The sequence below is a fragment of the Bradyrhizobium sp. S3.3.6 genome (assembly GCF_040546905.1).
GTDB lineage: Bacteria > Pseudomonadota > Alphaproteobacteria > Rhizobiales > Xanthobacteraceae > Bradyrhizobium > Bradyrhizobium cytisi.
The window spans coordinates 323,989-347,791 of the sequence record NZ_JBEPOT010000001.1 but is presented as its reverse complement, the minus strand read 5'-3'; the positions used below and the strand labels follow the sequence as shown (position 1 = coordinate 347,791).

Annotated in this window: 19 protein-coding genes; 14 read left to right on the top strand and 5 right to left on the bottom strand. The window is 64.4% G+C overall.

All coding sequences use genetic code 11. From position 1 onward, the window contains the following. The first annotated feature begins 180 nt into the window (after positions 1-180). The 8 genes from ABID59_RS01635 (at position 181) to ABID59_RS01600 (ending at position 11,078) form a co-directional block, all read left to right on the top strand. On the top strand, positions 181-2,517 hold the full coding sequence (locus ABID59_RS01635) for a putative bifunctional diguanylate cyclase/phosphodiesterase (RefSeq protein ID WP_354082236.1): 2,337 nt from the start codon (positions 181-183) through the stop codon (positions 2,515-2,517). Between the two features lie 169 nt (positions 2,518-2,686). Next, on the top strand, positions 2,687-3,415 hold the full coding sequence (locus ABID59_RS01630; RefSeq protein ID WP_148754002.1) for an N-acyl amino acid synthase FeeM domain-containing protein: 729 nt from the start codon (positions 2,687-2,689) through the stop codon (positions 3,413-3,415). A 253-nt stretch (positions 3,416-3,668) separates the two neighbouring features. After that, on the top strand, positions 3,669-4,157 hold the full coding sequence (gene pal, locus ABID59_RS01625) for a peptidoglycan-associated lipoprotein Pal (protein WP_148754001.1): 489 nt from the start codon (positions 3,669-3,671) through the stop codon (positions 4,155-4,157). 184 nt (positions 4,158-4,341) lie between these two features. Continuing rightward, entirely contained in the window at positions 4,342-5,364 is a 1,023-nt protein-coding gene (gene ybgF, locus ABID59_RS01620; RefSeq protein WP_354082235.1) for a tol-pal system protein YbgF, read from the top strand. 70 nt (positions 5,365-5,434) lie between these two features. Then, positions 5,435-6,511: a tRNA lysidine(34) synthetase TilS gene (tilS, locus tag ABID59_RS01615; protein WP_354082234.1), complete on the top strand. Its 1,077-nt coding sequence runs from the start codon at positions 5,435-5,437 to the stop codon at positions 6,509-6,511. A 242-nt stretch (positions 6,512-6,753) separates the two neighbouring features. Next, positions 6,754-8,676 (top strand): ATP-dependent zinc metalloprotease FtsH, encoded by a 1,923-nt coding sequence (ftsH, locus tag ABID59_RS01610; protein ID WP_148753998.1) that lies wholly within the window; start codon positions 6,754-6,756, stop codon positions 8,674-8,676. Positions 8,677-9,163: 487 nt separating this feature from the next. After that, positions 9,164-10,663 carry a DUF8728 domain-containing protein gene (locus tag ABID59_RS01605; RefSeq protein ID WP_354082233.1) on the top strand — a complete coding sequence of 500 codons (1,500 nt, stop codon included), beginning with the start codon at positions 9,164-9,166 and terminating at the stop codon, positions 10,661-10,663. Positions 10,664-10,937: 274 nt separating this feature from the next. Next, entirely contained in the window at positions 10,938-11,078 is a 141-nt protein-coding gene (locus ABID59_RS01600; protein WP_187435172.1) for a hypothetical protein, read from the top strand. 40 nt (positions 11,079-11,118) lie between these two features. On the opposite strand, the gene ABID59_RS01595 is transcribed toward ABID59_RS01600, so the two are convergent. Together ABID59_RS01595 and ABID59_RS01590 are read right to left on the bottom strand one after the other, a co-directional pair. Further along, entirely contained in the window at positions 11,119-12,600 is a 1,482-nt protein-coding gene (locus ABID59_RS01595) for a hypothetical protein (protein ID WP_354082232.1), read from the bottom strand. Then, positions 12,597-14,087: a hypothetical protein gene (locus ABID59_RS01590; RefSeq protein ID WP_354082231.1), complete on the bottom strand. Its 1,491-nt coding sequence runs from the start codon at positions 14,085-14,087 to the stop codon at positions 12,597-12,599. The genes ABID59_RS01595 and ABID59_RS01590 overlap by 4 nt, the downstream gene beginning before the upstream one ends. 524 nt (positions 14,088-14,611) lie before the next feature. Between ABID59_RS01590 and ABID59_RS01585 the strand changes: the two genes are divergently transcribed. Then, on the top strand, positions 14,612-14,776 hold the full coding sequence (locus ABID59_RS01585) for a Flp family type IVb pilin (protein WP_148753994.1): 165 nt from the start codon (positions 14,612-14,614) through the stop codon (positions 14,774-14,776). A gap of 158 nt (positions 14,777-14,934) precedes the next feature. Further along, positions 14,935-16,164, top strand: a complete 1,230-nt coding sequence (locus tag ABID59_RS01580) for a glycosyltransferase family 87 protein (protein WP_354082230.1) — start codon at positions 14,935-14,937, stop codon at positions 16,162-16,164. Between the two features lies 1 nt (position 16,165). On the opposite strand, the gene ABID59_RS01575 is transcribed toward ABID59_RS01580, so the two are convergent. After that, positions 16,166-17,725: a glycosyltransferase 87 family protein gene (locus tag ABID59_RS01575; protein WP_354082229.1), complete on the bottom strand. Its 1,560-nt coding sequence runs from the start codon at positions 17,723-17,725 to the stop codon at positions 16,166-16,168. Positions 17,726-18,091: 366 nt separating this feature from the next. Here ABID59_RS01575 and ABID59_RS01570 point away from each other — a divergent pair, with 366 nt between their 5' ends. Beyond that, the gene (locus ABID59_RS01570; protein WP_148753991.1) at positions 18,092-18,772 is read left to right on the top strand and encodes a TetR/AcrR family transcriptional regulator; all 681 of its coding nucleotides are present in this window, start codon (positions 18,092-18,094) and stop codon (positions 18,770-18,772) included. 150 nt (positions 18,773-18,922) lie between these two features. Here ABID59_RS01570 and pyk read toward each other — a convergent pair whose 3' ends face one another. Continuing rightward, positions 18,923-20,359, bottom strand: a complete 1,437-nt coding sequence (gene pyk, locus ABID59_RS01565; RefSeq protein WP_148753990.1) for a pyruvate kinase — start codon at positions 20,357-20,359, stop codon at positions 18,923-18,925. After that, positions 20,356-20,952, bottom strand: a complete 597-nt coding sequence (locus tag ABID59_RS01560) for a DUF1036 domain-containing protein (protein WP_354082228.1) — start codon at positions 20,950-20,952, stop codon at positions 20,356-20,358. The genes pyk and ABID59_RS01560 overlap by 4 nt, the downstream gene beginning before the upstream one ends. A gap of 182 nt (positions 20,953-21,134) precedes the next feature. Here ABID59_RS01560 and ABID59_RS01555 point away from each other — a divergent pair, with 182 nt between their 5' ends. The 3 genes from ABID59_RS01555 (at position 21,135) to ABID59_RS01545 (ending at position 23,794) form a co-directional block, all read left to right on the top strand. Beyond that, positions 21,135-21,440: a DUF1244 domain-containing protein gene (locus ABID59_RS01555; protein ID WP_354032299.1), complete on the top strand. Its 306-nt coding sequence runs from the start codon at positions 21,135-21,137 to the stop codon at positions 21,438-21,440. Between the two features lie 199 nt (positions 21,441-21,639). Continuing rightward, positions 21,640-21,912, top strand: a complete 273-nt coding sequence (locus ABID59_RS01550; protein ID WP_007596286.1) for a DUF2312 domain-containing protein — start codon at positions 21,640-21,642, stop codon at positions 21,910-21,912. A 115-nt stretch (positions 21,913-22,027) separates the two neighbouring features. Continuing rightward, the gene (locus ABID59_RS01545; protein ID WP_148753987.1) at positions 22,028-23,794 is read left to right on the top strand and encodes an adenylate/guanylate cyclase domain-containing protein; all 1,767 of its coding nucleotides are present in this window, start codon (positions 22,028-22,030) and stop codon (positions 23,792-23,794) included. Positions 23,795-23,803 lie beyond the last annotated feature (9 nt).

Genomic DNA, 23,803 nt, shown 5'->3' with positions numbered 1-23,803 from the left:
TGCCCGGCAAGCTTTCCTTCACCTTGAGCCCGGCAAGGCTTGCCTAGTTGCTTGATATTCTAGCAGAAACAGCTTCGCTATTGCCGAAAAACAACTCGACTTTAACGATGTTCCCTCAGAAAGGCTTCATCTGGTCTGGGTAAAAGTACCCGTCAAACAGGACGCGCGTACAAAACCAAAATGCAGTTCGCAAACCAGACCGGAAAACCCGATCGAGGACAGACGGCGCCCCCGGTGTCGGCGGCGCTGAATGATTCCCTGTTCGAAGCGCCCGGTCCGCTGCTTGCGGGTATCGTCTTCGTCGCCATCGGGGCCGCCATCACGGCGCTGAGGACCGGACAAAACCTGACCTGGGCGACGGTGGCACTGATCATCCTGGCCGGAGCTCTCCGGTTGTTCGATCTGCGACGCTTCCTGCCGCGCAAAGCCACCCTGACCGCCGAAGAAGCCGTGCTCTGGCAAAGGCGCTACCTGATCGGCGCGCTGATCCAGGCCGGTGCGATTGGAACGTGGTGCGGGCTCGCTTTGGTGAGCACTGACGACGCCGTCGTCCACATGATCGCCCTCTCCATCACCACCGGGATCGTCGGAGGAGGCGCTGGACGAGCCTACGGACGGCCGTCGATATACCATCTGCAGGCCGGCCTGATGTTCGGTCCCGCCGTCATCGCGCTCGCGTCGCACGGTACGCCCTACTACATCGCCATGGCCCTCGTGAGCGCCGCATTCCTGCTGGCGATCATGCAGCTCTCGGCCAATCTGCACAGAATATTCATGCGCGCGGTCGTGGCTCGGGAGCGCGAAGCGGCGCTTGCGGGCCAGTTCGATACCGCCCTGAACAACATGCCGCACGGTCTGTGCATGTTCCGCGTCGACAGGCAGCTCGCGGTGATGAATCACCGCTTCAGCGAGATGCTGGACCTCCCCAGCGATCTCGCCCGGAACGGCATCAGCGCGCGTGATATCCTGGCCGCGTGCGTCAGCTCGGGCTCGATCTCGGCCGCGAGCGGCGAGATGATCGTCACCGAGATCGAGAATTCGCACGCGAACGAGATCGTGACCGTCGATCCGGACGCGGAGAGAAATCGGTCATTGTCCTGGACGGTCCAGCCGATGGCCGACGGCGGCGCAGTGCTGCTGCTCGAAGACGTGACCGAGCGGTGCAATGCCGAGGCCAAGATCACCCATCTTGCCCGTTACGACGAATTGACCGCGCTCCCCAACCGCGTCCATTTCCGCAACGAGATCGATTCCTTGCTGGCGGCCTCGCGTCATTCCGACCGGCTCTCCGCGCTGCTGTTCGTGGACCTCGACCAGTTCAAGCAGGTCAACGATACGCTCGGTCATCCCTGCGGCGACCAGCTGCTCTGCGCGGTGGCCAACCGGCTGCGCGAGATGCTGCGGCCGGAGGATTTCGTCGCCCGCTTCGGTGGCGACGAGTTCGTCGTGTTCCAGCAGAACATCAATGCGGCCGAGGATGCCGCCAGCCTTGCCCGCCGCATCGTCGAACGGCTGAGCGAGCGCTACCGCATCGACAATCATCTGGTCGAGATCGGCGCCAGCGTCGGCATCGCGCTGACCTCGCCGGAGGGTGTCAGCGCCGACACGCTTTTGAAGAACGCCGACATGGCGCTCTACCGCGCCAAGGCCGACGGCCGCGGCACGTTCTGCTTCTTCCGCGACGAGATGGCGGCCACCGTCGAGGCCCGGCGCATCCTCGAGCTCGACCTGCGCAAGGCGCTCGCCAACGAGGAGTTCGAGCTGTTCTACCAGCCGCTGGTCAATCTGAAGACCGGCAAGATCTCCACCTGCGAAGCGCTGCTGCGCTGGAATCATCCGGTGCGCGGCACGGTCTCGCCGGTCGACATCATCCCGGTCGCCGAGGACATGGGCCTGATCGTCGATCTCGGTCGCTGGATCTTGCGCCGCGCCTGCATGGAATGCATGAAGTGGCCGGATGGCGTCAGCGTCGCCGTCAACTTCTCGCCGCAGCAATTCCACCAGCGCGACGTGCTGAGCGAGATCCGCTACGCGCTCGAAGTCTCGGGCCTGCCCGCGCACCGCCTCGAGATCGAGATCACCGAATCCTCGCTGCTGCGCAATACCCAGCTCACCCATGATATCCTGTCGCAGCTGCACGCGCTCGGCGTGCGCATCTCGCTGGACGATTTCGGCACCGGCTATTCGAGCCTCAGCTACCTGCACAACTTCCCGATGCAGAAGGTCAAGATCGACCGCTCCTTCCTCGAGGGCATCGACACCGACCGCCCGCTGACGCTGCTCCGCGGCGTGGCGCGGCTGTCGGCCGATCTCGGCATGGCGGTCGTCGTCGAGGGCATCGAGACCAACGAGCAGCTCGAGCTCGTGAGCGCCGACGGCACAGTCTCCGAAGGGCAGGGCTACCTGTTCAGCCGGCCCGTTCCGGCCGTCCGGATCCGTCAATTGCTCGACGCCTCGCATGGTCGCCGCATCGGAGACGCTCAGATCGTCTCGATCTCCTCGCGGTCGTTCGGCTAGCGTCGCACTCCCGGCCCTCGCCATTTCCTCCATGTTTCCCTGTATTTTCCCGGGGTTTTGCGGGCGATGATCCTTAACCCTAACGGTTCGAACCCTTTGCAATTCGGTTAAGGAGTCATTAATCTCGTCCACACTCGCGGAAGTTGCCCTGAGTGGGCGGGAGTATGAGATGAAGTCAGGAGCCGAGCCGCGCGCGCCGCTCGAAATGCGAGGGGCGGGGTTGTTCGACCGCCTCGACTATCGCCTCATCGAAACTCCCGAGGACCGTGATGCCGTCTACGCGATGCGCTACAGGGCGTATCTGCACGGCGGACTGATCTCACCATCGGCATCTCAACGGATCATCGACACTTACGACGATGCACCCAACGCCTGGATCTTCGGGATCTATCTCGACGGAGAACTCTGCAGTTCTCTGCGCCTTCACGTCCTGACGTCAGAACGGCGGATGTCCTACACCACGGAATTGTTCGGCGATGTTCTCAACTCTCGCCTCGATCGAGGCGAAGTTTTCGTCGATCCCGCGCGTTTTGCGGCAGATCCGGACACGAGCCAGCGGTTTCACGAGCTCCCTTATCTGACGCTGCGGCTGGCCTATCTCGCCTGCGATCATTTCAATGCCGATCTCGGACTGGCGATGGTGCGTACCGACCACCAGGCGTTTTATCGCCGGATCTTCCTGCATGAGACCCTCACCGAGCCGCGTCCGTTCCCCGGCTGGCATTCGAGGAAGGTGGTCCTGATGGCCTCCGATTTTGCAAAACTCCGGGAGCGGGTCCTGACCCGCTTTCCCATCATGCGCTCGAGCGCCTTTGAGCGAAGGATGCTGTTCGACCGTGCCGCCCAGACCCAGGCCGTGTCCCGGCCGGTGCTCGTTCCGGCCATTACCGTGGCCTGATCGGGCCACGCCGGTTCCCGCCGGAGTCCCCGCGCCCAAAATTCCAGCGGAGCCGGGGATTTTGCCGGCTAACGCGGCTTGCCTTCACCCTCGCGCCACATTTACAACCCATTAACCACAATGGGTGCTTTTCGCTGGTTGGGGGCATTTGACCGGCTGAGGCAAGGTTCCGTCAAGGTTGACGGAACGTTCGCTTAACCAACCCCCTGTAGACCGGACAGCAGTGGACGAACGTGAGCGTGGAGGCTCCGGAATGAAATATCCTATGCGTATCCTCCAGGGATTGAAGCTGGCCGCGGTGCTTGCCATCGCTTTGTCGATGGGCGCCTGCGCCAACAAGAACGTGGGTATGGACGCGAACGCGAGCGCGGCGACGCCGGGCAGCCAGCAGGACTTCGTCGTGAACGTGGGCGACCGCGTGTTCTTCGAGAGCGACCAGACCGATCTGACCCCGCAGGCGATCGTGACGCTGGAGAAGCAGGCGCAGTGGCTGCAGACCTATCCGCGCTACTCCTTCACCATCGAAGGTCACGCCGACGAGCGCGGCACCCGCGAATACAACATCGCGCTCGGCGCCCGCCGCGCCCAGTCGGTGCGCTCGTTCCTCGCCTCGCGCGGCATCGATGCCAACCGCATGCGCACGATCTCCTACGGTAAGGAGCGCCCGGTGGCCGTGTGTAACGACATCTCCTGCTGGTCGCAGAACCGTCGCGCTGTGACCGTGCTGAACGCGAGCTCCTGACATTCGGTCAGCCGCCGTTCATCTTTGGAAACCGAATATGCCGGCGCCCTCTCGGGCGCCGGTTTCGTTTCAGCGATCTGTGACAGAAACCCCGTGGTGCCAGTCACATTTTTGGCGTACTGCCTTTCAAAGTGTGGCGCGTCGCATGTTCCGTCGCAGATTTTGTTTTCGTCGTCAGGGCAAGATGTCATCCAAATTCAAGGCAATTAACGGCACCGTGGCGATCGCCGCGCTGCTCTCTTTGTGCTCGCCCGTATTCGCCCAGTCGGACGACGGCGACCCCGAGATGCGGATCGAGCGGCTGGAGAACCAGCTGCGCCAGCTCACCGGCCAGAACGAAGAGCTGCAATATCGCAACCGCCAGCTCGAAGACCGGCTGCGGGCGCTCGAGGGCGGCGCGCAGGGCGCGCCCGGACAGGCGCCGGCACAGCCCAACGCCGCGGCGGTGCCGCCGGCCCAGGTTGCCCCTGGCTATCGCCAGCAGCCTCCACAGCAGCAGCAGCAGGCCGCGCAGCCGAATTACGAGCAGCCGCAGATCGCGGCTCCCGCGCCGATCGTTCAGGAGCAGCCGGGCCCCGGCGCGCCCGGCATGCGCCGCCGTGGTGATGCGTTCGACCCGAGCCAGACACCGAATGCGCCCGGCGCGCCGCGCGCGCTCGGTGGCGGTCAGCAGCCGATGCCGGCGGGGGCGCCGCTCGATCTCTCCAACAACGGCGGGCGCTATCCGCAGGCAGCGGCACCGGCCCAGCCCGGCTCTCCACCGGCGCAACAGGGTTATCCGCCGCAAGCCGGCGGCACCGGGCTCGCGACACTGCCGCCCTCGGCGACGCCGCGCGACGAGTTCGACCTCGGCATCGGCTACATGCAGCGCAAGGACTACGCGCTCGCCGAGCAGACCATGAAGAATTTTGCGGCGAAGTATCCTGGTGACCCGCTGCTCGGCGACGCGCAATACTGGCTCGGCGAAAGCTATTTCCAGCGCCAGCAATATCGCGATTCCGCCGAAGCCTTCCTCGCCGTCACCACCAAGTACGACAAATCGGCCAAGGCGCCGGATGCGCTGCTGCGGCTCGGCCAGTCGCTCGCCGCGCTGAAGGAGAAGGAAGCCGCCTGCGCCGCCTTCGGCGAGGTCGGCCGCAAATATCCGCGCGCCTCCGCCGGTGTCAAAGCCGCCGTCGATCGCGAGCAGAAGCGGGTGAAGTGCTGAGGCGCCGCACCACACGCTGACAAGGTGGATCGTGCTGCGCTAAACGGTCTGACGATTGCCAGGCAGTGTCATGTCCGACGACGACAATTCTCCGATCTCCGCACGCGCGGCGAAGCGGCTCTTCGCCGAGCTGAAAGCTGCGCCCGCACTGGTGCTCGCGGTCTCCGGCGGGCCCGACTCGATCGCGCTGATGTGGCTCGCCGCGCGCTGGCGGCGCAGCCTCGCGCGCGGCCCGGAGCTCACCGTCGTTACCGTCGATCATGGCTTGCGGGTAGAGGCCGCGCGCGAGGCGCGCGAGGTCAAGCGGCTCGCCTCTGAGCTCGGATTGACGCACCGGACCCTGCGCTGGCGCGGTGCAAAGCCGACAACAGGATTGCCGGCGGCAGCGCGCGAAGCCCGCTACCGCCTGCTTGCGCAGGCCGCGCGCTCGGCCGGCGCGAGCCATGTGCTGACCGCCCACACCCGCGACGACCAGGCCGAGACCCTGTTGATGCGGCTGCTCCGCGGCAGCGGCATCGCCGGGCTGTCGGCGATGGCGCGCCTTTCGACGCGCGACGGCCTCGTGTTGGCGCGCCCGCTGCTCGACGTGCCGAAGTCGCAGCTCATCGCGACGCTGAAGCGGGCCAGGATCGGTTTTGCGGACGATCCCACCAACCGCGACGCGGCCTTCACGCGGCCGCGGCTGCGGGCGCTGCTGCCGCAGCTCGCAGCCGAGGGCGGCGACGCCCGCACGCTGGTCCGTCTTTCGGCGCGGCTCGCCCGGGCGAACGCGGCAGTCGAGGTGCTGGCCGACGGCGCCGAGCGTTTCCTTCGTCTGCGGGATCGCGGCGATGCGCCGCATCTCCCGGGCGCGCGAAGCTTCGAAGCCACAGCCTTCGCGAGCCTGCCGGAAGAAGTCCGGCTGCGGCTCCTGCTGCGGGCTATCGACGCGCTCGGGCATGAGGGCCCGGCGGAACTCGGCAAGGTCGAAACTCTCTTGGCCGCGCTTGATCAGGCCATTGCAGTGGGCGCCCGTGCAGCCAGAAATGGCCGTCCCATCCTGAAGCAGACGCTGGCGGGAGCCTTGATCAGCCTTGCCGGAGGGCGTATCCACGTCGCGCCGGCGCCGGTCCGGCGGCGCAGAGGGGCGCACAAGAGCGGATCATGACACCGGCCGTTTCGACCGCCCGCCGTCAGGACACCTTAACCAGGCAGGAAAAACCCCGGCCTCGACGCCATTATTTCAGCGGGAATCGGCCTAAGATGGGATAAATAGTCCCATCTCGTTCCCTTGGCAGCGACGGGGGCGGCACCTAAATTGTATACGTCCAACCGAGAGGATTCCTTGGGGATTTTCTCTAGTCTGCCCAAGGATGAGGCCGCGATCCGCGCGACCACGAAGGAAGATCGATGAACGCCAATCTGCGCAATTTCGCCCTCTGGGTCATCATTGTTTTGCTGCTGTTGGCGTTGTTCACGCTCTTCCAGAATCCGGGCCAGCGGGCCTCCTCGCAGGACATCGCCTTCTCGCAGCTGTTGAGCGAGGTTGACCAGGGCCGAGTCCGCGACGTCGTGATCCAGGGTCCCGACATCCACGGCACCTTCACCAACGGCTCCAGCTTCCAGACCTATGCGCCGAACGACCCGACGCTGGTGAAGCGCCTGTACGACAGCAAGGTCCAGATCACCGCGAAGCCGCCCGGCGACAACGTGCCGTGGTTCGTCTCGCTGCTGGTCTCCTGGCTCCCGTTCATTGCGCTGATCGGCGTCTGGATCTTCCTGTCGCGGCAGATGCAGGGCGGCGCCGGCAAGGCGATGGGCTTTGGCAAGTCGCGTGCGAAGATGCTGACCGAGGCCCATGGCCGCGTCACTTTCGAGGACGTCGCCGGCGTCGACGAAGCCAAGCAGGACCTGCAGGAGATCGTCGAATTCCTGCGCGACCCCGGCAAATTCCAGCGCCTCGGCGGCCGCATTCCGCGCGGCGTGCTGCTGGTCGGCCCTCCCGGCACCGGCAAGACCCTGATCGCGCGCGCGGTCGCGGGCGAAGCCAACGTGCCATTCTTCACCATCTCCGGTTCTGACTTCGTCGAGATGTTCGTCGGCGTCGGCGCCAGCCGTGTCCGCGACATGTTCGAGCAGGCCAAGAAGAACGCGCCCTGCATCATCTTCATCGACGAAATCGACGCGGTCGGTCGTCACCGCGGCGCCGGTCTCGGCGGCGGCAATGACGAGCGCGAGCAGACGCTGAACCAGCTGCTGGTCGAGATGGACGGCTTCGAGGCGAACGAAGGCGTGATCCTGATCGCCGCGACCAACCGTCCCGACGTGCTCGATCCCGCGCTGCTGCGTCCGGGCCGCTTCGACCGCCAGGTCGTGGTGCCGAACCCCGACGTCGTCGGGCGCGAGCAGATCCTCAAGGTTCACGTCCGGAAGGTGCCGCTGGCGCCGGATATCAACCTCAAGACCATCGCGCGCGGCACGCCCGGTTTCTCCGGTGCCGACCTGATGAACCTCGTCAACGAAGCCGCCCTCACCGCCGCGCGCCGCAACAAGCGCATGGTGACCCAGGCCGAGTTCGAGGAAGCCAAGGACAAGGTGATGATGGGCGCCGAGCGCAAGTCGCTCGTCATGACCGAGGAAGAGAAGCTGCTGACGGCCTATCACGAAGGCGGCCACGCCATCGTCGGCCTCAACGTGCCCGCGACCGATCCGATCCACAAGGCGACCATCATCCCGCGCGGCCGTGCACTCGGCATGGTCATGCAGCTCCCCGAGCGCGACAAGCTGTCGATGTCTTTGGAGCAGATGACCTCGCGCCTCGCCATCATGATGGGCGGCCGCGTCGCCGAAGAGCTGATCTTCGGCCGCGAGAAGGTGACGTCCGGTGCGGCCTCCGACATCGAGCAGGCCACCCGCCTTGCCCGCATGATGGTGACGCGCTGGGGCCTGTCGGAAGAGCTCGGCACTGTCTCCTATGGCGAGAACCAGGACGAGGTGTTCCTGGGCATGTCGGTGTCGCGGACGCAGAATGCCTCCGAGGCGACGGTCCAGAAGATCGACTCCGAGATCCGCCGCCTGGTCGAGGAAGGCTACAAGGAAGCGACCCGCATCCTCACCGAGAAGCACGGTGACCTCGAGGCGCTGGCCAAGGGCCTGCTCGAGTTCGAGACGCTCTCCGGCGATGAGATCATCGACCTGCTCAAGGGCAAGAAGCCGAACCGCGAGTCCGTGCTCGAGCCGGCCACGCCGCGCGCCTCCGCCGTGCCCCCGGCCGGCAAGCCGCGCCCGCGGCCCGATCCGGATCCCGGCCTGGAGCCGCAGCCGCAGGCCTGACGCAAGCGGCAGATCGAATTGAAAAACGCGGCGGAAACGCCGCGTTTTTTGTTGGGCGGGTCTCGTGCCCCGGACGCAGTGCAGCGCCTCTTTGACGGTGCGCTGCAGAGCCGGAGCCCATACCGCAGCGGTTCGCGTGGCCTTCTGGGTCCCGGCTCTGCACAGCAACGCCAAGAGCGTTGCAGCGCGTCCGGGACACGCGAGGGACGCGCGCTGCTGATGAGCTCGAATAACTTGGCGCCGCCTCGTAGGGTGGGCAAAGGCGCGTTTGCGCCGTGCCCACCATCTCTCGGCATCGCGATAGAAGTGGTGGGCACGCTGTCGCTTTGCCCACCCTACGATGTCTCACTTCGCGGCCGCTCCAAGCCTTCCATCACTAACTTAGATCCCCGATTTGCGGGCTCATCACCCGAGGAGCGGTTGGTGTATTAACAAAATGTTTTACCTTAGATTGTAGTCCACAGAGGGTAACGGGATCGCCTGACATATGACGAGCGAACTGAGGAGCCGCTGGACCGATGCTGGAGCCTGCGCGCTCATCACAATCGCCATCTTTGCGATCGTCTACTACGTGAACGGAGGCGCGGCATTTCCGACAGACGATGCCTTCATCAACCTGCACAACGCTCAGGTTCTGCGTCTTGGCCGAGACCAGAATTATGAGGGAGTGCCGGCTCTTGTCGGGGCGACGAGCGGCGCGCATCTCGCACTGCTTCTGGTTTTCGAGCAACTGGTGCATCCCGATACTGCCGCGCTGTATGTGCTCAGCTCGCTCAGTGCGGTCACCTATGTGCTCGGCGTATTCTATATGTGCCTCAACATCGGATGTCCTCGGCTGGAAGCGGCGCTGATTGCCTTGGGTAGCCTCGTGTTCGCCGGTACGTTGTTTCAAGTCCTGAATGGGATGGACACCGGACTGGCAATGGCCGCGGTGGCGTGGGACATCAAACTGCTTACGGACAAAAGGCGCACCTTCTGGCTTCCGGCCCTATGCGGCGTCATGCCGTTTGTTCGGCCGGAACTCAGCTTGCTGTCGGCTGCGTCAATGCTCATCGTGTTCTGGGAAAAGGATGCTGCCAACGGCTTCAAAATTGCCGCCGCGGCGGTCGCAGCCCTGACTTCTCTGCCCTTCCTGCTCTGGTATTGGATCGATACCGGCTCATTGGTGCCCAACACCATCAGCGCGAAGATGTTCTTTTTCGCCGAACGCTACCTGGCTTGGTCGGACAAATCCTTGTTGATGCTTTCAGCAGTTTCTCAAGGCGCCCTGATGAGCTTTCCTCTCTTCCTGTGTCTCCGCTTCATGCGACCGGTTGCGGTTGGACGTATGCTTGCGCTCTTTGTTGCCGTCTTTCTTGGTGCCTATTTCTGGAGATTTCCGAGTGGCCTGGTGCACAATGGCGGACGCTATCTGTTTGTTCTGGCGCCGCTCGTACTGTTTGGCACTGCGTGTGGCCTCACCTCGGCGTTTCGCAAGCAAACGCTTTGCATGGTCGCGATTTCGATCTTGTTCCTGCCGCAGGGATTTGTGGCGCAACTCGAGGACTACAGAACCCATATCGTCGGCTTCCAGGAAAGCCTTGCCGATGTGGTGAGATGGATGAATGCAAATTTGCCGGATCGGCCAATGGTCATGGTTCACGACGCCGGCTACGTCGCCTACGCCGGTCATGCTGCGCTGGTCGATTTGGTGGGACTCAAGACGCCTGCCGCAATGGACTTTCACAAGCGAACGACTTACCCGAGCGTCGGTCTGCAACGCTCCAGAGCGGTCGCACAGATCGCGGAAGCATTCCAGCCGCAATATCTGCTGGTGCTACAGGATTGGGACGAGAGATTCCATTTCGTTGAGGGCCTTCGAGGTGTGGGCTGGACGGCGCGAGAGGTCTATGCGGGACATGCGCCGCCGAATACACCTGCAGCGCTCATCTATCACCTCTACGAGTTGAACCGGCCGCTCAGCGGGCTTGCAAGCCCAAGCTCATAGTGCGAGCAGTTCTGCGATTTGGCCTTCCGGCACCTCTAGCTGGTCGCGCGGCTTCATGACAGCTTGAATCAAAACGCGAAAACACAAACTGAGCAAATTCAGTCCGATAAGCGTCCGCCGAACGAACCTCAAAGGAGGCTTCAACCATACTCCCCGTAGAACAAATGCCGGCCACATCACGAACAGGGCATCGCGACGGGGCCAAACTTGCCTCGCGTTGGCCATAATCTCGCGCGTACATTCGCCCGATCTGGGCGATGGCAGGGCAGTTGTAATGGCGGCTCAGTCCCACAAGACCGCAGAACAGGAGTACGAGGAGCAGGTTCGCATCCTCATCCGCATCGTTTCAGCCTCCACCTTGGGGCTTCTCGCATTCGCGGCGGGCCTGCTGATCGGGACCTTTCTGTTTTCGTGATCGAAGATGAATGACCGGCTCTCCTGGAGCTGCTGTGTCTTCACTTCGATGGCACAGCGGCTGCGCCTTCCGTATCGTCACGCACATGGACAACCGCGATCTTGTCGCCATACACCCGCTTCCAGCCCTTGATGTGATCCAGAATCTGGGCCGCCGGCGAATCCGGCGTCAGCAGCGTTGCGTCGATCCCGTTGTCGTCGAGCATGCGCAGCAGGCCGGAGACGTTGCGGCCATCTTCGGCGGCGAAATAGTCCATCAGGAATTTTTCGCCATATAGCTCCGACCGTCCGTCGACGAAAGGCCTGATGTCGCGGACGATGAGGTAGCCGCCAAAACCATAGGAGTTGAAGATGCGCGCGGCCTTGCGCTCAGCCAGCAAATCGACTGCCGCAACCGGCGTCTGCGCCGTGGAGAATTCGAAGGTGTGACGCGCCGCAAAGGTCGCGGTCGCGCTTGCGGTCGCGAGCACGATGGCCACCGCGGCCAGCGCCGCCGGGGCGCCGGGAGCCATCCGCAAGCCGCGCGGTGCGTCCGACGCGGGCCTGATCCAGCCGCTCAGCGGCTGCGCCAGCACCAGAGGCACCAGCACGCCAAAGGTCTCGATGCTGCGGACATGCGCCAGCGCCATCCAGGTGGCGCCGAGGATCAGCAGCACGCGCGGCGGCGATAGGGTCAGGCCGCGTATGAGGCCGAGACCGAGCAGGCCGAGCAGCGCGCCCGCGAACGGGCTGAACGAGCTGAAATCGGCCGGACGCCATTCGGCGATGATGGAGAAGGATTTGCCGAGGCTGAGGATGCGGGCGGCACCGAGCAGCGTGTCGAGGCCATAGGGCGTGCAGCAGCTCGCCACCAGGGCGCCGAGCCCGAACGCGGCCCAGCGCATCGCAAGCGCCAGCCGGCGCGGCGGCGCCGCGCGCCAGAGCGCTTCGAGGCCGATTGCGCCAATCAAGGCGAGCCCGAGCACGAAGCCGCCATGAAGATTGGCCCACAGGACCATCAGCGGCAGCAGCAGGAAGGAGGGCGCGCGGCTGCGATCGGCCATAGCCATCAAGCCGCCGGTCCAGGCAACCATGACCGGCAATGCGAGCACGTGCGGGCGGGCCAGCAGATGCGGCGCGGCCAGCGTCATCGCCAGCAGGCAGAACACCAGCGCATAGGGCAGCTCGAGATGCCGCTGCAGGAAGGTCAGCAGCAATCCCATCGTCAGCGCGATCGCGGCCGCGGTCAGCACGACGGGCCCGGCCCATCCCCAATGCGAATAGGTGGCCGCGAACAAGACTTGCGACAGCCATGAGGTCGAGAGCCAGACATCACCCTGGCGCGTCAACGAATAGAGGTCGGTCCAGGGCACGGCGCGATGGTCGAGGATCCACGCGCCGACCTTGATCTGCCAGAGCGTGTCGGGATCGTGCAGCAGGCTGTCGCCGCTCACCAACAACAGCAGAAAGGTCGCGGCCGTGACGCACAGCGGCGCCAGATTGCGCCGGGCTCGCGCGATCGGGAGGCTGGCCGCGATGGTCATGGCCTGGCCGGCGCGGCCGCATCGCCCACGCCATCCCGCACATGGATCACGGCGACGTTGTCGGCATAGAGCCGCTTCCAGCCCATGATATGATCGAGCACCTGGGCGGCCGGGCTGTCGGCGACCATCAGCGTGGCGTCGATCTTGTACTCTTCCAGCAGCCGCGTCAGGTTATCGAGCTTCTTGGCCTCGACTCCTTTGAAGAAGTCCATCACGAACTTCTCGCCATAAAGTTCGGCGCGGCCGTCGACGAAGACCGGGATGTCGCGGGAGATCAGATAGCCGCCGAACTGGTAGGCGTTGAAGATCCGCTGCGCCTTGCGTTGCTGCAGCAGGTCGACGGCGGCGACCGGAGTCTGGTCCATCGTGAAGGTGAAGCGGTGATGCGACATGTAGATCGAGGTCGTGGTCAAGGCCGCGGCCGCGATCATCAGCGCGCCGGTGATGGTGACGTAGCGCGCTGCCCAGCTCTCGCTGGTTTGCGCGTCAATCTGCGGCAGCGGCGATGTCTCACCGAGCGGCTTGGCCAGCACCAGCGGCACCAGGAAGGCAAAGGCCTCGATGCTCCTGACATGGGTGAGCCCCATCCAGGTGAAGAGCAGGATCAGCAGGATGCGCGGCGGCGACAGCGTGAGGCCGCGAAACAGGCCGATTGCGATGAGGCCGAGGATCGCGCCTTCGAAGGCGGAGAACGAGGCGAAATTCGCCGGCATCCATTCCGAGATGACCGACAGCAGCTCGCCGAGATTGAGGATGTTGGTCGCGCCCAGCAGCGTGCGCCAGCCATAGGGCGTGACGCAGGCAGCGAGCATCGCGGCGACGCCGAACAGGAACCAGCGCGCGAGCAGCCGTATCTGTTTGCCGGACTCGAGCGTCCAGATCGCCTCCAGCGCCATCGGGCCGATCAGCGCGAGGCCGAGCACGAAGCCGCCATGAAGGTTGGCCCACAGCGACATCAGCGGCAGCCAGACCCAGGACGGCGTGACCTTGCGGTCGGCCGCATTCATGAGAATGCCGACCCACGCGATCATCACCGGCAGCGCCAGCATGTGCGGCCGCGCTAGGATGTGGTGCAGCGACAGCAGCACGGCCAGCATCGCGAACAGCACCGAGCGCGGAATTTCGAGATGCGCATCGAGGAGATAGACCAAGATCGCAGCCGACGCCGCAATCGCGACCGCGGTGAGGACCACCGGTCCGGCCCAATCCCATTGCGCGTAGGAGGCCGCGAACAGGATTTGCGACAGCCAGGACGTCGAGATCCAGGGCTCGCCGGACCGCGTGAAGGAATAGAAGTCGGTATAGGGCAGGGTGTGGTGATCGAGGATCCACTGCCCGATCTTGATCTGCCAGAACGAGTCGGAGTCCTGAAGCAGCGTGTCGCCGATATAGAGGAAGAAGAGATAGGCGCCCGCGCCGACACACAGCGGCACCAGCGCCCGCGCGCGGCTCTGCACCGCAATGCTGTTGGTGAAGGATAGGGACATGCCGCCTCGTCTTGTTCTTGTCGGATTGACCGAGCGGGCGGCATTTGACCATGGCGGTCATAACTTCCCGTAAATCGGCGGAATTGGACGCACATGGCATTTTGTACGAGTTGAGTGCGCGCCTCGTCCTTCGAGACGACCGCTTCGCGGTCTCCTCAGGATGAGGCTAAGCGGCATCGGTGCTCATCAAAACGACGGCCGCACACTCAGGTCCTCATCCTGAGGGCCCGCCAACGGCGGGCGTCTCGAAGGATGGTCACAGCGGAATCGCTCCCATCTGCGATAGTCCTGCCCACAAGCGGGGAGGGAATGGAGAGAGCGCCGGTATATGTCTCTGCAATTTAACCGATTGTTTTCAATTTCGATTTACCATCGGCGAATACATACAAACGGTTCCGTATTTCCGCAGTCGAATTAACTGCGGCGCAAGTCTTTGCCCTTACGTTGGGTTCCATGGTCGGGCGGCGCTGGGAAGCCGAAAAGACCAGACCAGTTGAAGCCACGTGTATCCTTTGGAGCAGTCTATGAAGAACCTCATTTCGCGTTTCGTGAAGGACGAATCCGGCGCCACCGCCATTGAATACGGCCTGATCGCCGCCGGCATCGCGCTGGCGATCATCACCGTCGTCAACAACCTCGGCACCACGCTGAACGCCAAGTTCGGCTCGATCTCGTCCAGCCTCAAGTAAGCCGGACGATCAACGGAATAGCGAAGAGCCCCGTCATCGACGGGGCTCTTTTGCGTTGCCCGCGGGGCATTCGACGATCAGGCTTAAGCCTCCTTCAAGCCCCTCGGGTGTATGGCTTGAACGCATCCGCGTCACCGTATTGCGTCAAAGGAAGCTGCATGGCCGAAGCTTCGTCCGCCCCGCCTGCTGTTGCTCGTCACGGCGTACTCCCTGCGACCCTCCTCAACATCTCGTTCGTGCTGGCGATCGTCACGCTGGCGTATTTTCCGACGGCCTATCTCACGCATGTGTGGATCTTCGGCGCGGACGGACGCGGCATCCCGACGGACTTCGTCAATGTGTGGGCGGCCGGAAAACTGGCGCTCGAGGGCCATCCCGCGCAGGCCTGGGATTGGGACATCCAGAAGCAGGTCGAGCTTGCGCTGCTCAAGCAGGATTTTGTCGGCCATTTCGCCTGGCACTATCCGCCGCCCTTCCTGTTCGTCGCCTCTCTCCTCGCGCAGTTTCCCTATGCGGTGGCCTTCATCGGCTGGGCCGCGTTCAGCATGGTGCCCTACCTCGCCGTGATGCGCGCCATCATCGGGCGCAATGCGGGCCTGGTGCTTGCGATTGGATTTCCTGCCACCTTCCTCAACGTCCTGGTCGGGCAGAACGGTTTCCTCACGGCGTCCCTGATCGGCGGCATGCTTTATCTGCTGCCGACGCGGCCGGTGCTGGCTGGAATTTGCCTCGGCCTTCTGAGCTACAAACCCCAATATGGACTGCTGTTTCCGATGGTGTTGATCGCCGCCGCCGAGTGGACGGTGCTTTTCACCGCCGCCATCGTCACCGTGACGATCGCAGGGGCGTCCTGGCTCGCATTCGGGACCGAAAGCTGGCAGGCCTTCTTCCACTGGATTCCGATGTTCTCGCAGGCCTTCCTGACCGAAGGAAGGGCACCCTGGTTCAAGATGCAGAGCATCTTCGCGCTGGTGCGCTATGTCGGCGGCACCGAGCAGCTCGGCTGGATCTTCCAGTGGGTGTTGACGGCCGCGGTTGCCGTCGTGCTGGTCGTGATGTGGCGGAGCCGGCTGCCCTACGCGCTGAAGGCGGCGATGCTCGCGGCGGCAACGCTGCTCACGACGCCCTATCTCTTCATGTATGATCTGGTTGTGCTGGGCATCGCGGTGGCCTTTCTCATCCGCGCCGGCCTCGATGAAGGTTTCGCGCGCCATGAGGTGATGGCCTTGGCCCTTGTGTTCGCGCTGCTTGCGACCTTCCTGTTTCTCGGGCAACCGGTGGGCTTCCCGGCGATCCTCATCGTGTTCGGGCTGATCCTCGGCCGCTGCGCAGCCTGGCGGGCTGCCGAGGCTGCATCGATGCAGCTCGCGGCAACATCAACGAACTGAACTAACGCGAGGCCCGTTCAATGAGCGGGCAGCTTTCGAGGATCGTGCCGGGGCGGGCGCCCTCGATGGCGACACAGGGCCTACTGGCATCGATGGCAAGCGCGTAGCGATCCAGCAGCGCGCTGCGGTCCGGTTCGCCGCGCATGTGCAATTCGCGGAGACCGCCGGGCAGGGGAGCCTTCAGCCCGGCGCGGATGCGCTGGTCAAAGATGCCGCCGGGGACGATGGGCACACCGATATCGGCGAGCAGGTAGAAGCGCGACTGCGGCGGAAGCTGCGGCGCGATATAGGCGAGCGGCTTGCCGAGGATAAAGTAGGTCGCGGGCTGATCGAGCTCATCGGCGATGTTCGGCCGGTAGGTCTCTGACCAGGGGCGGTGCCACCAATCCGCCGGCTGCGACCACAGTGCGATCCCTACCGCAACCGTCAACATCAGCGCGTTCAGTGGAGCCGAGGACGTCGCGGGCCATGCCGGCCTCGCGCTCGCAGCGAGGCGCGCGAGCAGCAGAACGATGATCGGGCCGCACAACAATTCCAGAACCACCGCATAGCGCTGGATCGAGAACAGGCCGAGCCACGCCAGGTACGAGACTGTAAACAGCACCACCAGCTGCACGTCACGTCGTGTGAGGATCGCGCTGTCGCGCGTCATGCGCACAAGCAGGCCGAGCACGAGCAGGACCGCCACGACCGCGAAGCGCGCGTCGCGGAACGGATGCTCCGCGCCTCTGTGGTCGCCTATCAGCCAGTAGAACGGATAGGCCAGTGCGTCGGACACGCTGTGCGGCATGAACTGCGCGTCCATCAGATTGACGGCCGCGACCTCGCCTGACTGGAAGACGGCATTGAACAGCGGGAAGATCGGATTGCCGGTGTCGCGCCAGGCGATCAGGCACCATTCCCCGCCGGTGAGCGCCGCGCCTACAATACCGCCAAGCCCAAGCAGGATGGTCGCCCGAAGCGGACGCGCGGCGGCGAGCAGTGCTGCGGCTGCGCCGATCGCGTAGACGACATTGGTCAGCTTCAGCCCGACCGCGGCGCCGATCAGGAGCCCGGCCAGCAGATAGCGGACTGCGGGCCGGCGATCCGCAACCAGGATCAGAAGGAAACCGCCGATCACGGGCAATGCCAGCAGCACGTCGGAAAAGCTCGTGCCGACTTCCGAGAGCGTCATCGGACCTGAGGCCGCGATTGCGACCGCCGCCGCGATCGCAGCGACGGTTGCGGCTCGTCCCAGCACCAGGCGTGCAAACAGCCAAATCAGCGCGAGGTTGAGGCCGTGAATTGCGCCGATGATCATCAGCCCGTACGGCGACGGCAGATAGTGCCGAAGGTAATAGACGGGGAAATAGACGATCGGATTGAAGTAGGTTTGAAAGCCCGGCGGCACCGCATCTACGCCATAGTGGCCGTTGAGCACGGCCCAGACATTGTATTCGTGATAGTTCTGCCAATCCCAGTTGACGTCCTCGCCCATCGCGAAGGTGTAAATCGCGCCCGCCAGCATCGAGCAGACGACAACGGCGAGGGGTACAAGCGCCTTGCCGCGCAGGTTCGCCATCGATGATCGCAGCAAACCTCCGGCCGCCGGCATGGGCATGGCTTCGGGCAAGTCAGCAGCAGTTGTCGCGCGTTGCAGCATCAAGGCGCCATGAGCTGATGGTCGCAGCCTCTTCCGAAAACGGGGCGTGACGCAGAAAGTACGCTGGTGGCGCGCATTGCCGATTCCGATGGACACCGTAGGACTAAGGGCGGCCAGTTAAAGTTGCATGAATCTGTGCCGGAAAGCGCGAAAACCGGCATCACGCATTTGCTTCTTGTCATCCCCCCTGAATAGTTGTTCAGTCCTTGCGGGGCGATTTGCAATTGCAGTGACGAAGCGTTCGGCCGCGGGCGTGCGGCAAGCGTGTGGGACAGGAAGCGCGCCATGGTTTATCGGCGAACGCATCAAGTGGTTAAGCGCCTTGCGGCTCGACGCAGCGCCATCCTGGCGGCGGCAAGGGAAGCCGCAGCCGAAGGGGGCATGGCGGCGGTGCAGATCGCACCGGTCGCGGTCCGGGCCAATGTCGCGGCCGGCACCGTCTATCGCTACTTCCCCTCCAAGGCCGAGCTGATCTCCGAATTGATCTCCGAGGTCTCCCGCGACGAGCTCGCGGCGATCCGGCGCGCGGCCGATGCCGCGCCTGGCCCGTCCTCCGCGCTGGCGGCGGCCGTGACCACGGTGGCCGTCCATACGCTGTCGCAGCGGCGCCTCGCCTGGGGCATCCTGGCCGAGCCTGTCGATGTCGATGTCAGCGCCTCCAGGCTTGCCAGCCGCCGTGAGATTGCCGGCGAGATCGCTGCCCGGATCGACGCCGCCGTGCGCGCCGGCCATCTGCCGGCGCAGGACACCGCGTTGGCCGCGACCGCGCTGCTGGGTGCGCTGCACGAGGCGCTGGTCGGGCCGCTCGCACCCGACAATCTCGAAGATCCCGTCAAGATGCGCGATGCGGTGCAGACCGTGACGCTGCTTGCGCTGCGCGCCGTCGGCGTCATGGACGCCCGCGCCCGCGGTCTGGTGGTGCAGCAGACGCTGCTGCCGACGGCCAAGGCGCTGGTCGGGGCCTGAAATGCCGGTGCGATCGGGGCTGCGACCTGATCGTACCCAAGCCATTGCCTGAGCACGCTTTTTCGAGAAACCCGAGCACGCCCGCCGGATCGGCCGGCTACTGTGCATGGGGTTGTTTTCGGCGTTTTTGTTGGTCCGGCGATGGCGGACCTAGATATCCGAATTGCCCTCGGGGCCGACCGAGGCGATCCGCACCATGTTGGTGGTGCCGGGAATGCCGAGCGGCACGCCGGCGACGATGATCACGCGCTGGCCGGCGCGGACGAAACCGTCGCGGAAGGCGATCTGGCCGGCGCGGCTGACCATGTCGTCCTGGTCGCGCGCGTCTTCCGCCACCACGCAGTGTACGCCCCACACGACCGCGAGCCGCCGTCCGGCCTGGATGTTCGGCGTGATCGCCACGACCGGCGGCTTCGGCCGCTCGCGCGCCACGCGCACCGCGGTCGAGCCCGAGCTGGTCCAGCAGATCAAAGCGGGCAGGTCGAGCGTTTCGGCGATCTGCCGTGCGGCATCGGCGATGGCGTCGCCGGCGGTGGATTCCGGTGCGGGGCGCTGGGCCGTCAACACGGAGCGGTAAATCGGGTCGCGCTCGACCTCCTCGCCGATGCGGTTCATGGTCGAGACCGCCTCAACCGGGAATTTGCCGGCCGCCGATTCCGCCGACAGCATGATGGCGTCGGCGCCCTCGTAGACCGCGGTGGCGACGTCGGAGACTTCGGCGCGGGTCGGCACCGGCGATTGGATCATCGATTCCAGCATCTGGGTCGCGATCACCACCGGCTTGCCGGCGCGGCGCGCCATGCGCGTCATTTGCTTTTGAAGGCTCGGCACGCGCTCCAGCGGCAGCTCGACGCCGAGGTCGCCGCGCGCCACCATCAGGGCGTCGGAGGCCTCGATGATGTCGGCGAGGCGGTCGATCGCCTGCGGCTTCTCGATCTTGGCCATGACCGCGGCGCGGCCGCGGATCATCTTCTTGGCCTCGATCACGTCGTCGGCGCGCTGCACGAAGGAGAGCGCAATCCAGTCGACGCCGGTAACCAGCGCGGCCTCGAGATCGGCGCGGTCCTTCGGTGTCATCGCCGAGACCGGCAGGTCCGTATCCGGAAGGCTGACGCCCTTGCGGTCGGACATCTTGCCGCCGACCACGACGCGCGTCACCGCGTGCTCCTTCGTGGTCTCCTCCGCGATCAGACGTACCTTGCCGTCGTCGAGCAGCAGGGCATGGCCGGGCCGCAGCGCAGCAAGTATCTCCGGATGCGGGAGATTGACGCGGGTGGTATCGCCCGGGCTCTTGTCGGAATCCAGCGTGAAGATCTGGCCGTTCTGGAGCTGGACCGCGCCTTCCGCGAAGGCGCCAAGCCGGAGCTTCGGGCCCTGCAGGTCGACCAGGATGCCGATCGGGCGGCCGTAGCTGCTCTCGACATTGCGGATCGTCGCCACCAGCTCCCGCATCTTGTCATGCGGGGTGTGGCTCATATTGATGCGGAAAACGTCGGCGCCGGCCTCGAACAGGCGGCGGATCATCGCGAGGTCAGAAGAAGCGGGTCCGAGCGTCGCGAGAATCTTGATACGGCGAAGACGCCTCATGGCTTATTTCCAGACGGTGGTGAGGGGGCTGGCGGAAGGCCAGGCGCGGCGGGGGGCGTACCACCGGGCGGGCTATTGGGCAAACCCGGAACGCCGCCACCAGGGCCAACAGGGCCGGGCATCCCGGGGACACGTTGCTGGGCGGGCTGCTCGTTGGCATCGGTGAGCTGTACCGTCCAGGCCCGCTGCTCGCCGGTATCGACCTCGAAATAGCCGGTCCGGTCATAGCCGCGCGCCAGGCAGTCCTCGGTGCCGCGAATTGTGAATTCCTTGTCGCGCGAGCACATGAAGGCCTGCCCCGACCATTCGCCGCCGCGGTCATAGTCGATCGCGTAGATGTAATAGTAGCGGGCGACCAGCGTTCCCCGCAGCAGGGTCTCGCAGGAGCGGGACGAGATGTTCCACCAGCCTTCCGTGGTCCAGCCGTCGGCGTCCTTGTAGCCAAGCGCAATGCCGACCCGGCTCGAGGTGTTGTTGCAAAGCCGGAAATCGGCCGAGGCCGGGTTGGCCCAGAGGCACAGCAAAGCAACCGCCAGCGCCGGGACCAACCGGGCGAGCAGGCGAAGGGCGGAGCGGGGAGATTCGGCGATCATTGTCGCGGAACGTATACCAGATGATTGACGATTTGGCGTAGAGCCGGGGAACTGCCCCCTGGGCTGCTTCGAGGCCGTTTGCGCCGCGATATGGCAAAATCTGTGACGGGACCCCACCTGATCCCGTAAAGGGTGACCACCATCAAGATCAGAGCCAAGAGAAAGGCCAAGGGGATTCAGCCATGGCAATCGACGACAAAACCAGAACGGAGCTCGAGGCGGCCGCTTTCCGGCGCCTGGTCGACCATCTGAAGACGCGGACGGACGTCCAGAACATCGATCTGATGAATCTGGCCGGCTTCTGCCGCAACTGCCTGTCCAACTGGCTCAAGGACGCTGCCGACGCCCAGGGCGTAAGCTTAAGCAAGGACGAGAGCCGCGAGGCCGTCTACGGCATGCCCTACGAGACCTGGAAGGCGAAGCACCAGGGCACGACCAGCCCTGAGCAGCTCGAGGCGATGAAGAAAGTCCATTCCAACAGCCATTGAGCGGACTGTCCGGGGCCCGCGGCTTGAGTCGCACCACACAACAGCTTTCTTCGCCTCCCCGCAGGAAGGTGTGGGCGCGCTGTGGACGAGCGCGATGCTCGCTTGAACGCAATCGGCGCCAACCCTAAGGGTCTCACCAGCACGCGCGGTGAGGATGCCGGCGTCACCTCGTTTTGCCAGTTCCATTGGGAGTACCAAGATGGCCACCTCCGCCGCCGTCCGCGACGACGAGCCCGCGACGAAATTTGCCAAGGACCAGCTCAAATCCATCATCGAGCGCATCGAGCGGCTGGAGGAAGAGAAGAAGGCGATCTCCGACGACATCCGCGACGTCTTCGCCGAAGCCAAGGGCAACGGCTACGACGTCAAGGCCCTGCGCACCATCGTACGCATGCGCAAGCAGGACCCGAACGAGCGCGCAGAGGCCGAGACGATTCTCGAGACCTACATGCAGGCGCTTGGGATGATCTGAGGCGACGAGGCCGCAGCTTCATCGGTAGGATACCTCGTCCCGCTGCGATTTGCAGCGCACCCAGCTTGGGCAAAATCCGCTCGTCTGCTAGAGTGCTCGGTGAAGGGACCGAGCAATGGATGTGCCTGGACCTGAGCGTAGGCTCGCAGCGGTCCTCGCGGCCGACATGGTCGGCTTTAGCCGGCTCATGGAGGCCGATGAGGCTGGCACGCTTGCGCGCCTCAAGACCCACCGGATCGAGCTGATCGATCCGGCCATTGCCAAAAACCGCGGCCGCATCATCAAGACGACGGGCGACGGCATGCTTGTCGAATTCCATAGCGTCGTCGACGCGGTGCTGTGCGCTGCTGAAATTCAGAACCGGATGGGGCGACGCAATGCCGACGTCCCGCCGCCGCGATGGATACAATTCCGCATCGGCATCAATCTGGGCGACGTGATCGTCGACCAGAACGATATTTTCGGCGACGGCGTCAACGTCGCGGCACGGCTGGAGGCTCTGGCCGAGCCTGGAGGCATCTGCATCTCGAGCGCGGTGCGCGACCAGCTCGGCGAGCGCCTTGATGGCGTTGCATTCGAGGATATCGGCGAGCAGAACGTCAAGAACATCGTCCGTGCGATCCGCGTCTACCGGATACGACTGGAGGAGAGTCCGGCAAGCGCATCTGACGGCACGAGGGGCGCTGCGAAGGCGACCGGCAAGTCGAAGAAGCCGTCCATCGCCGTGCTGCCCTTCGCCAACATGAGCGGCGACCCGGAGCAGGAGTTCTTTGCGGATGGCCTGACCGAAGACATCATCACCGAGCTTTCGCGTTTCCACGACCTGCTGGTGATCTCCCGCAACTCCACCTTTGTGTACAAGGGCAAGGCGGTCAAGGTGCAGGACGTCGGCCGCGAATTCGGCGTCGATTATGTCATCGAGGGCAGTGTGCGAAAGGCCGGAGATCGCGTCCGCGTCACCGTGCAGCTGATCGATGCGGAAACCGACCGGCACATTTGGGCCGAACGCTACGACGGCGAGCTCAAGGACATCTTCGCCATCCAGGACGAGATGACCCGGGCGATCGCGGCCACGTTGCCCGGCCGCGTCGAGGCGGCCACGCACGATCGGGCGAACCGCAAGCCCACGGACAACATGGCGGCTTATGAATGCGTGCTGGCCGCAAAGGTCTTGCACCATCGCTCCAATCGCGAAGACAATGCGCGGGCGCAACTTCTGCTCGACCGGGCGGTCGAACTCGATGCGAACTATGCTCACGCGCACGCGTGGAAGGCGTGCGTCCTGGGCCAGACCTGGGTCTATGGCTGGTGCGCGGATCGCGATGCCACCTTCCAGCAGGTGGCTTCGGAGCTGGAGACCGCGCTGGCCCTCGACGACAATGACAGCGACGTTCACCGTATTCTCGCGGCGCTCAATCTGAACCGCGACGACCATGACAAGGCCACCTACCATCAGGAGCGGGCGCTCGCGCTCAACCCGAACTACGACCTCGTGGTGGTGCAGCAGGGCGAACTGCTGACCTGGCTGGGCCGGCCTGAAGAGGGCATCGACTGGATCAGGAAGGCGATGCGGCTCAACCCGTATCACCCCGAACGCTTCTGGAGCCATCTCGGACGTGCCTATTATTGTGCCGAGAAATACGCCGAAGCTGCCGAGGCCATCTCACGGATCACGCGCCCCGATCACACCCATCACGCGTTCCTCGCCGCGATCTTTGCGCAGATGGGCAACGCGATTGCGGCCCGCGCTCATGCAGCCGAGGTTCTCAAGCGCGAGCCGGCATTTTCAGTGGCCAATCATCTCTCCACCCAGCATTATAAGCGCGACGTCGACCGTCAGCGCTACGAGGCAGGCCTTCTGGGAGCAAGCCTGCCCGCCTGATCCTCGATC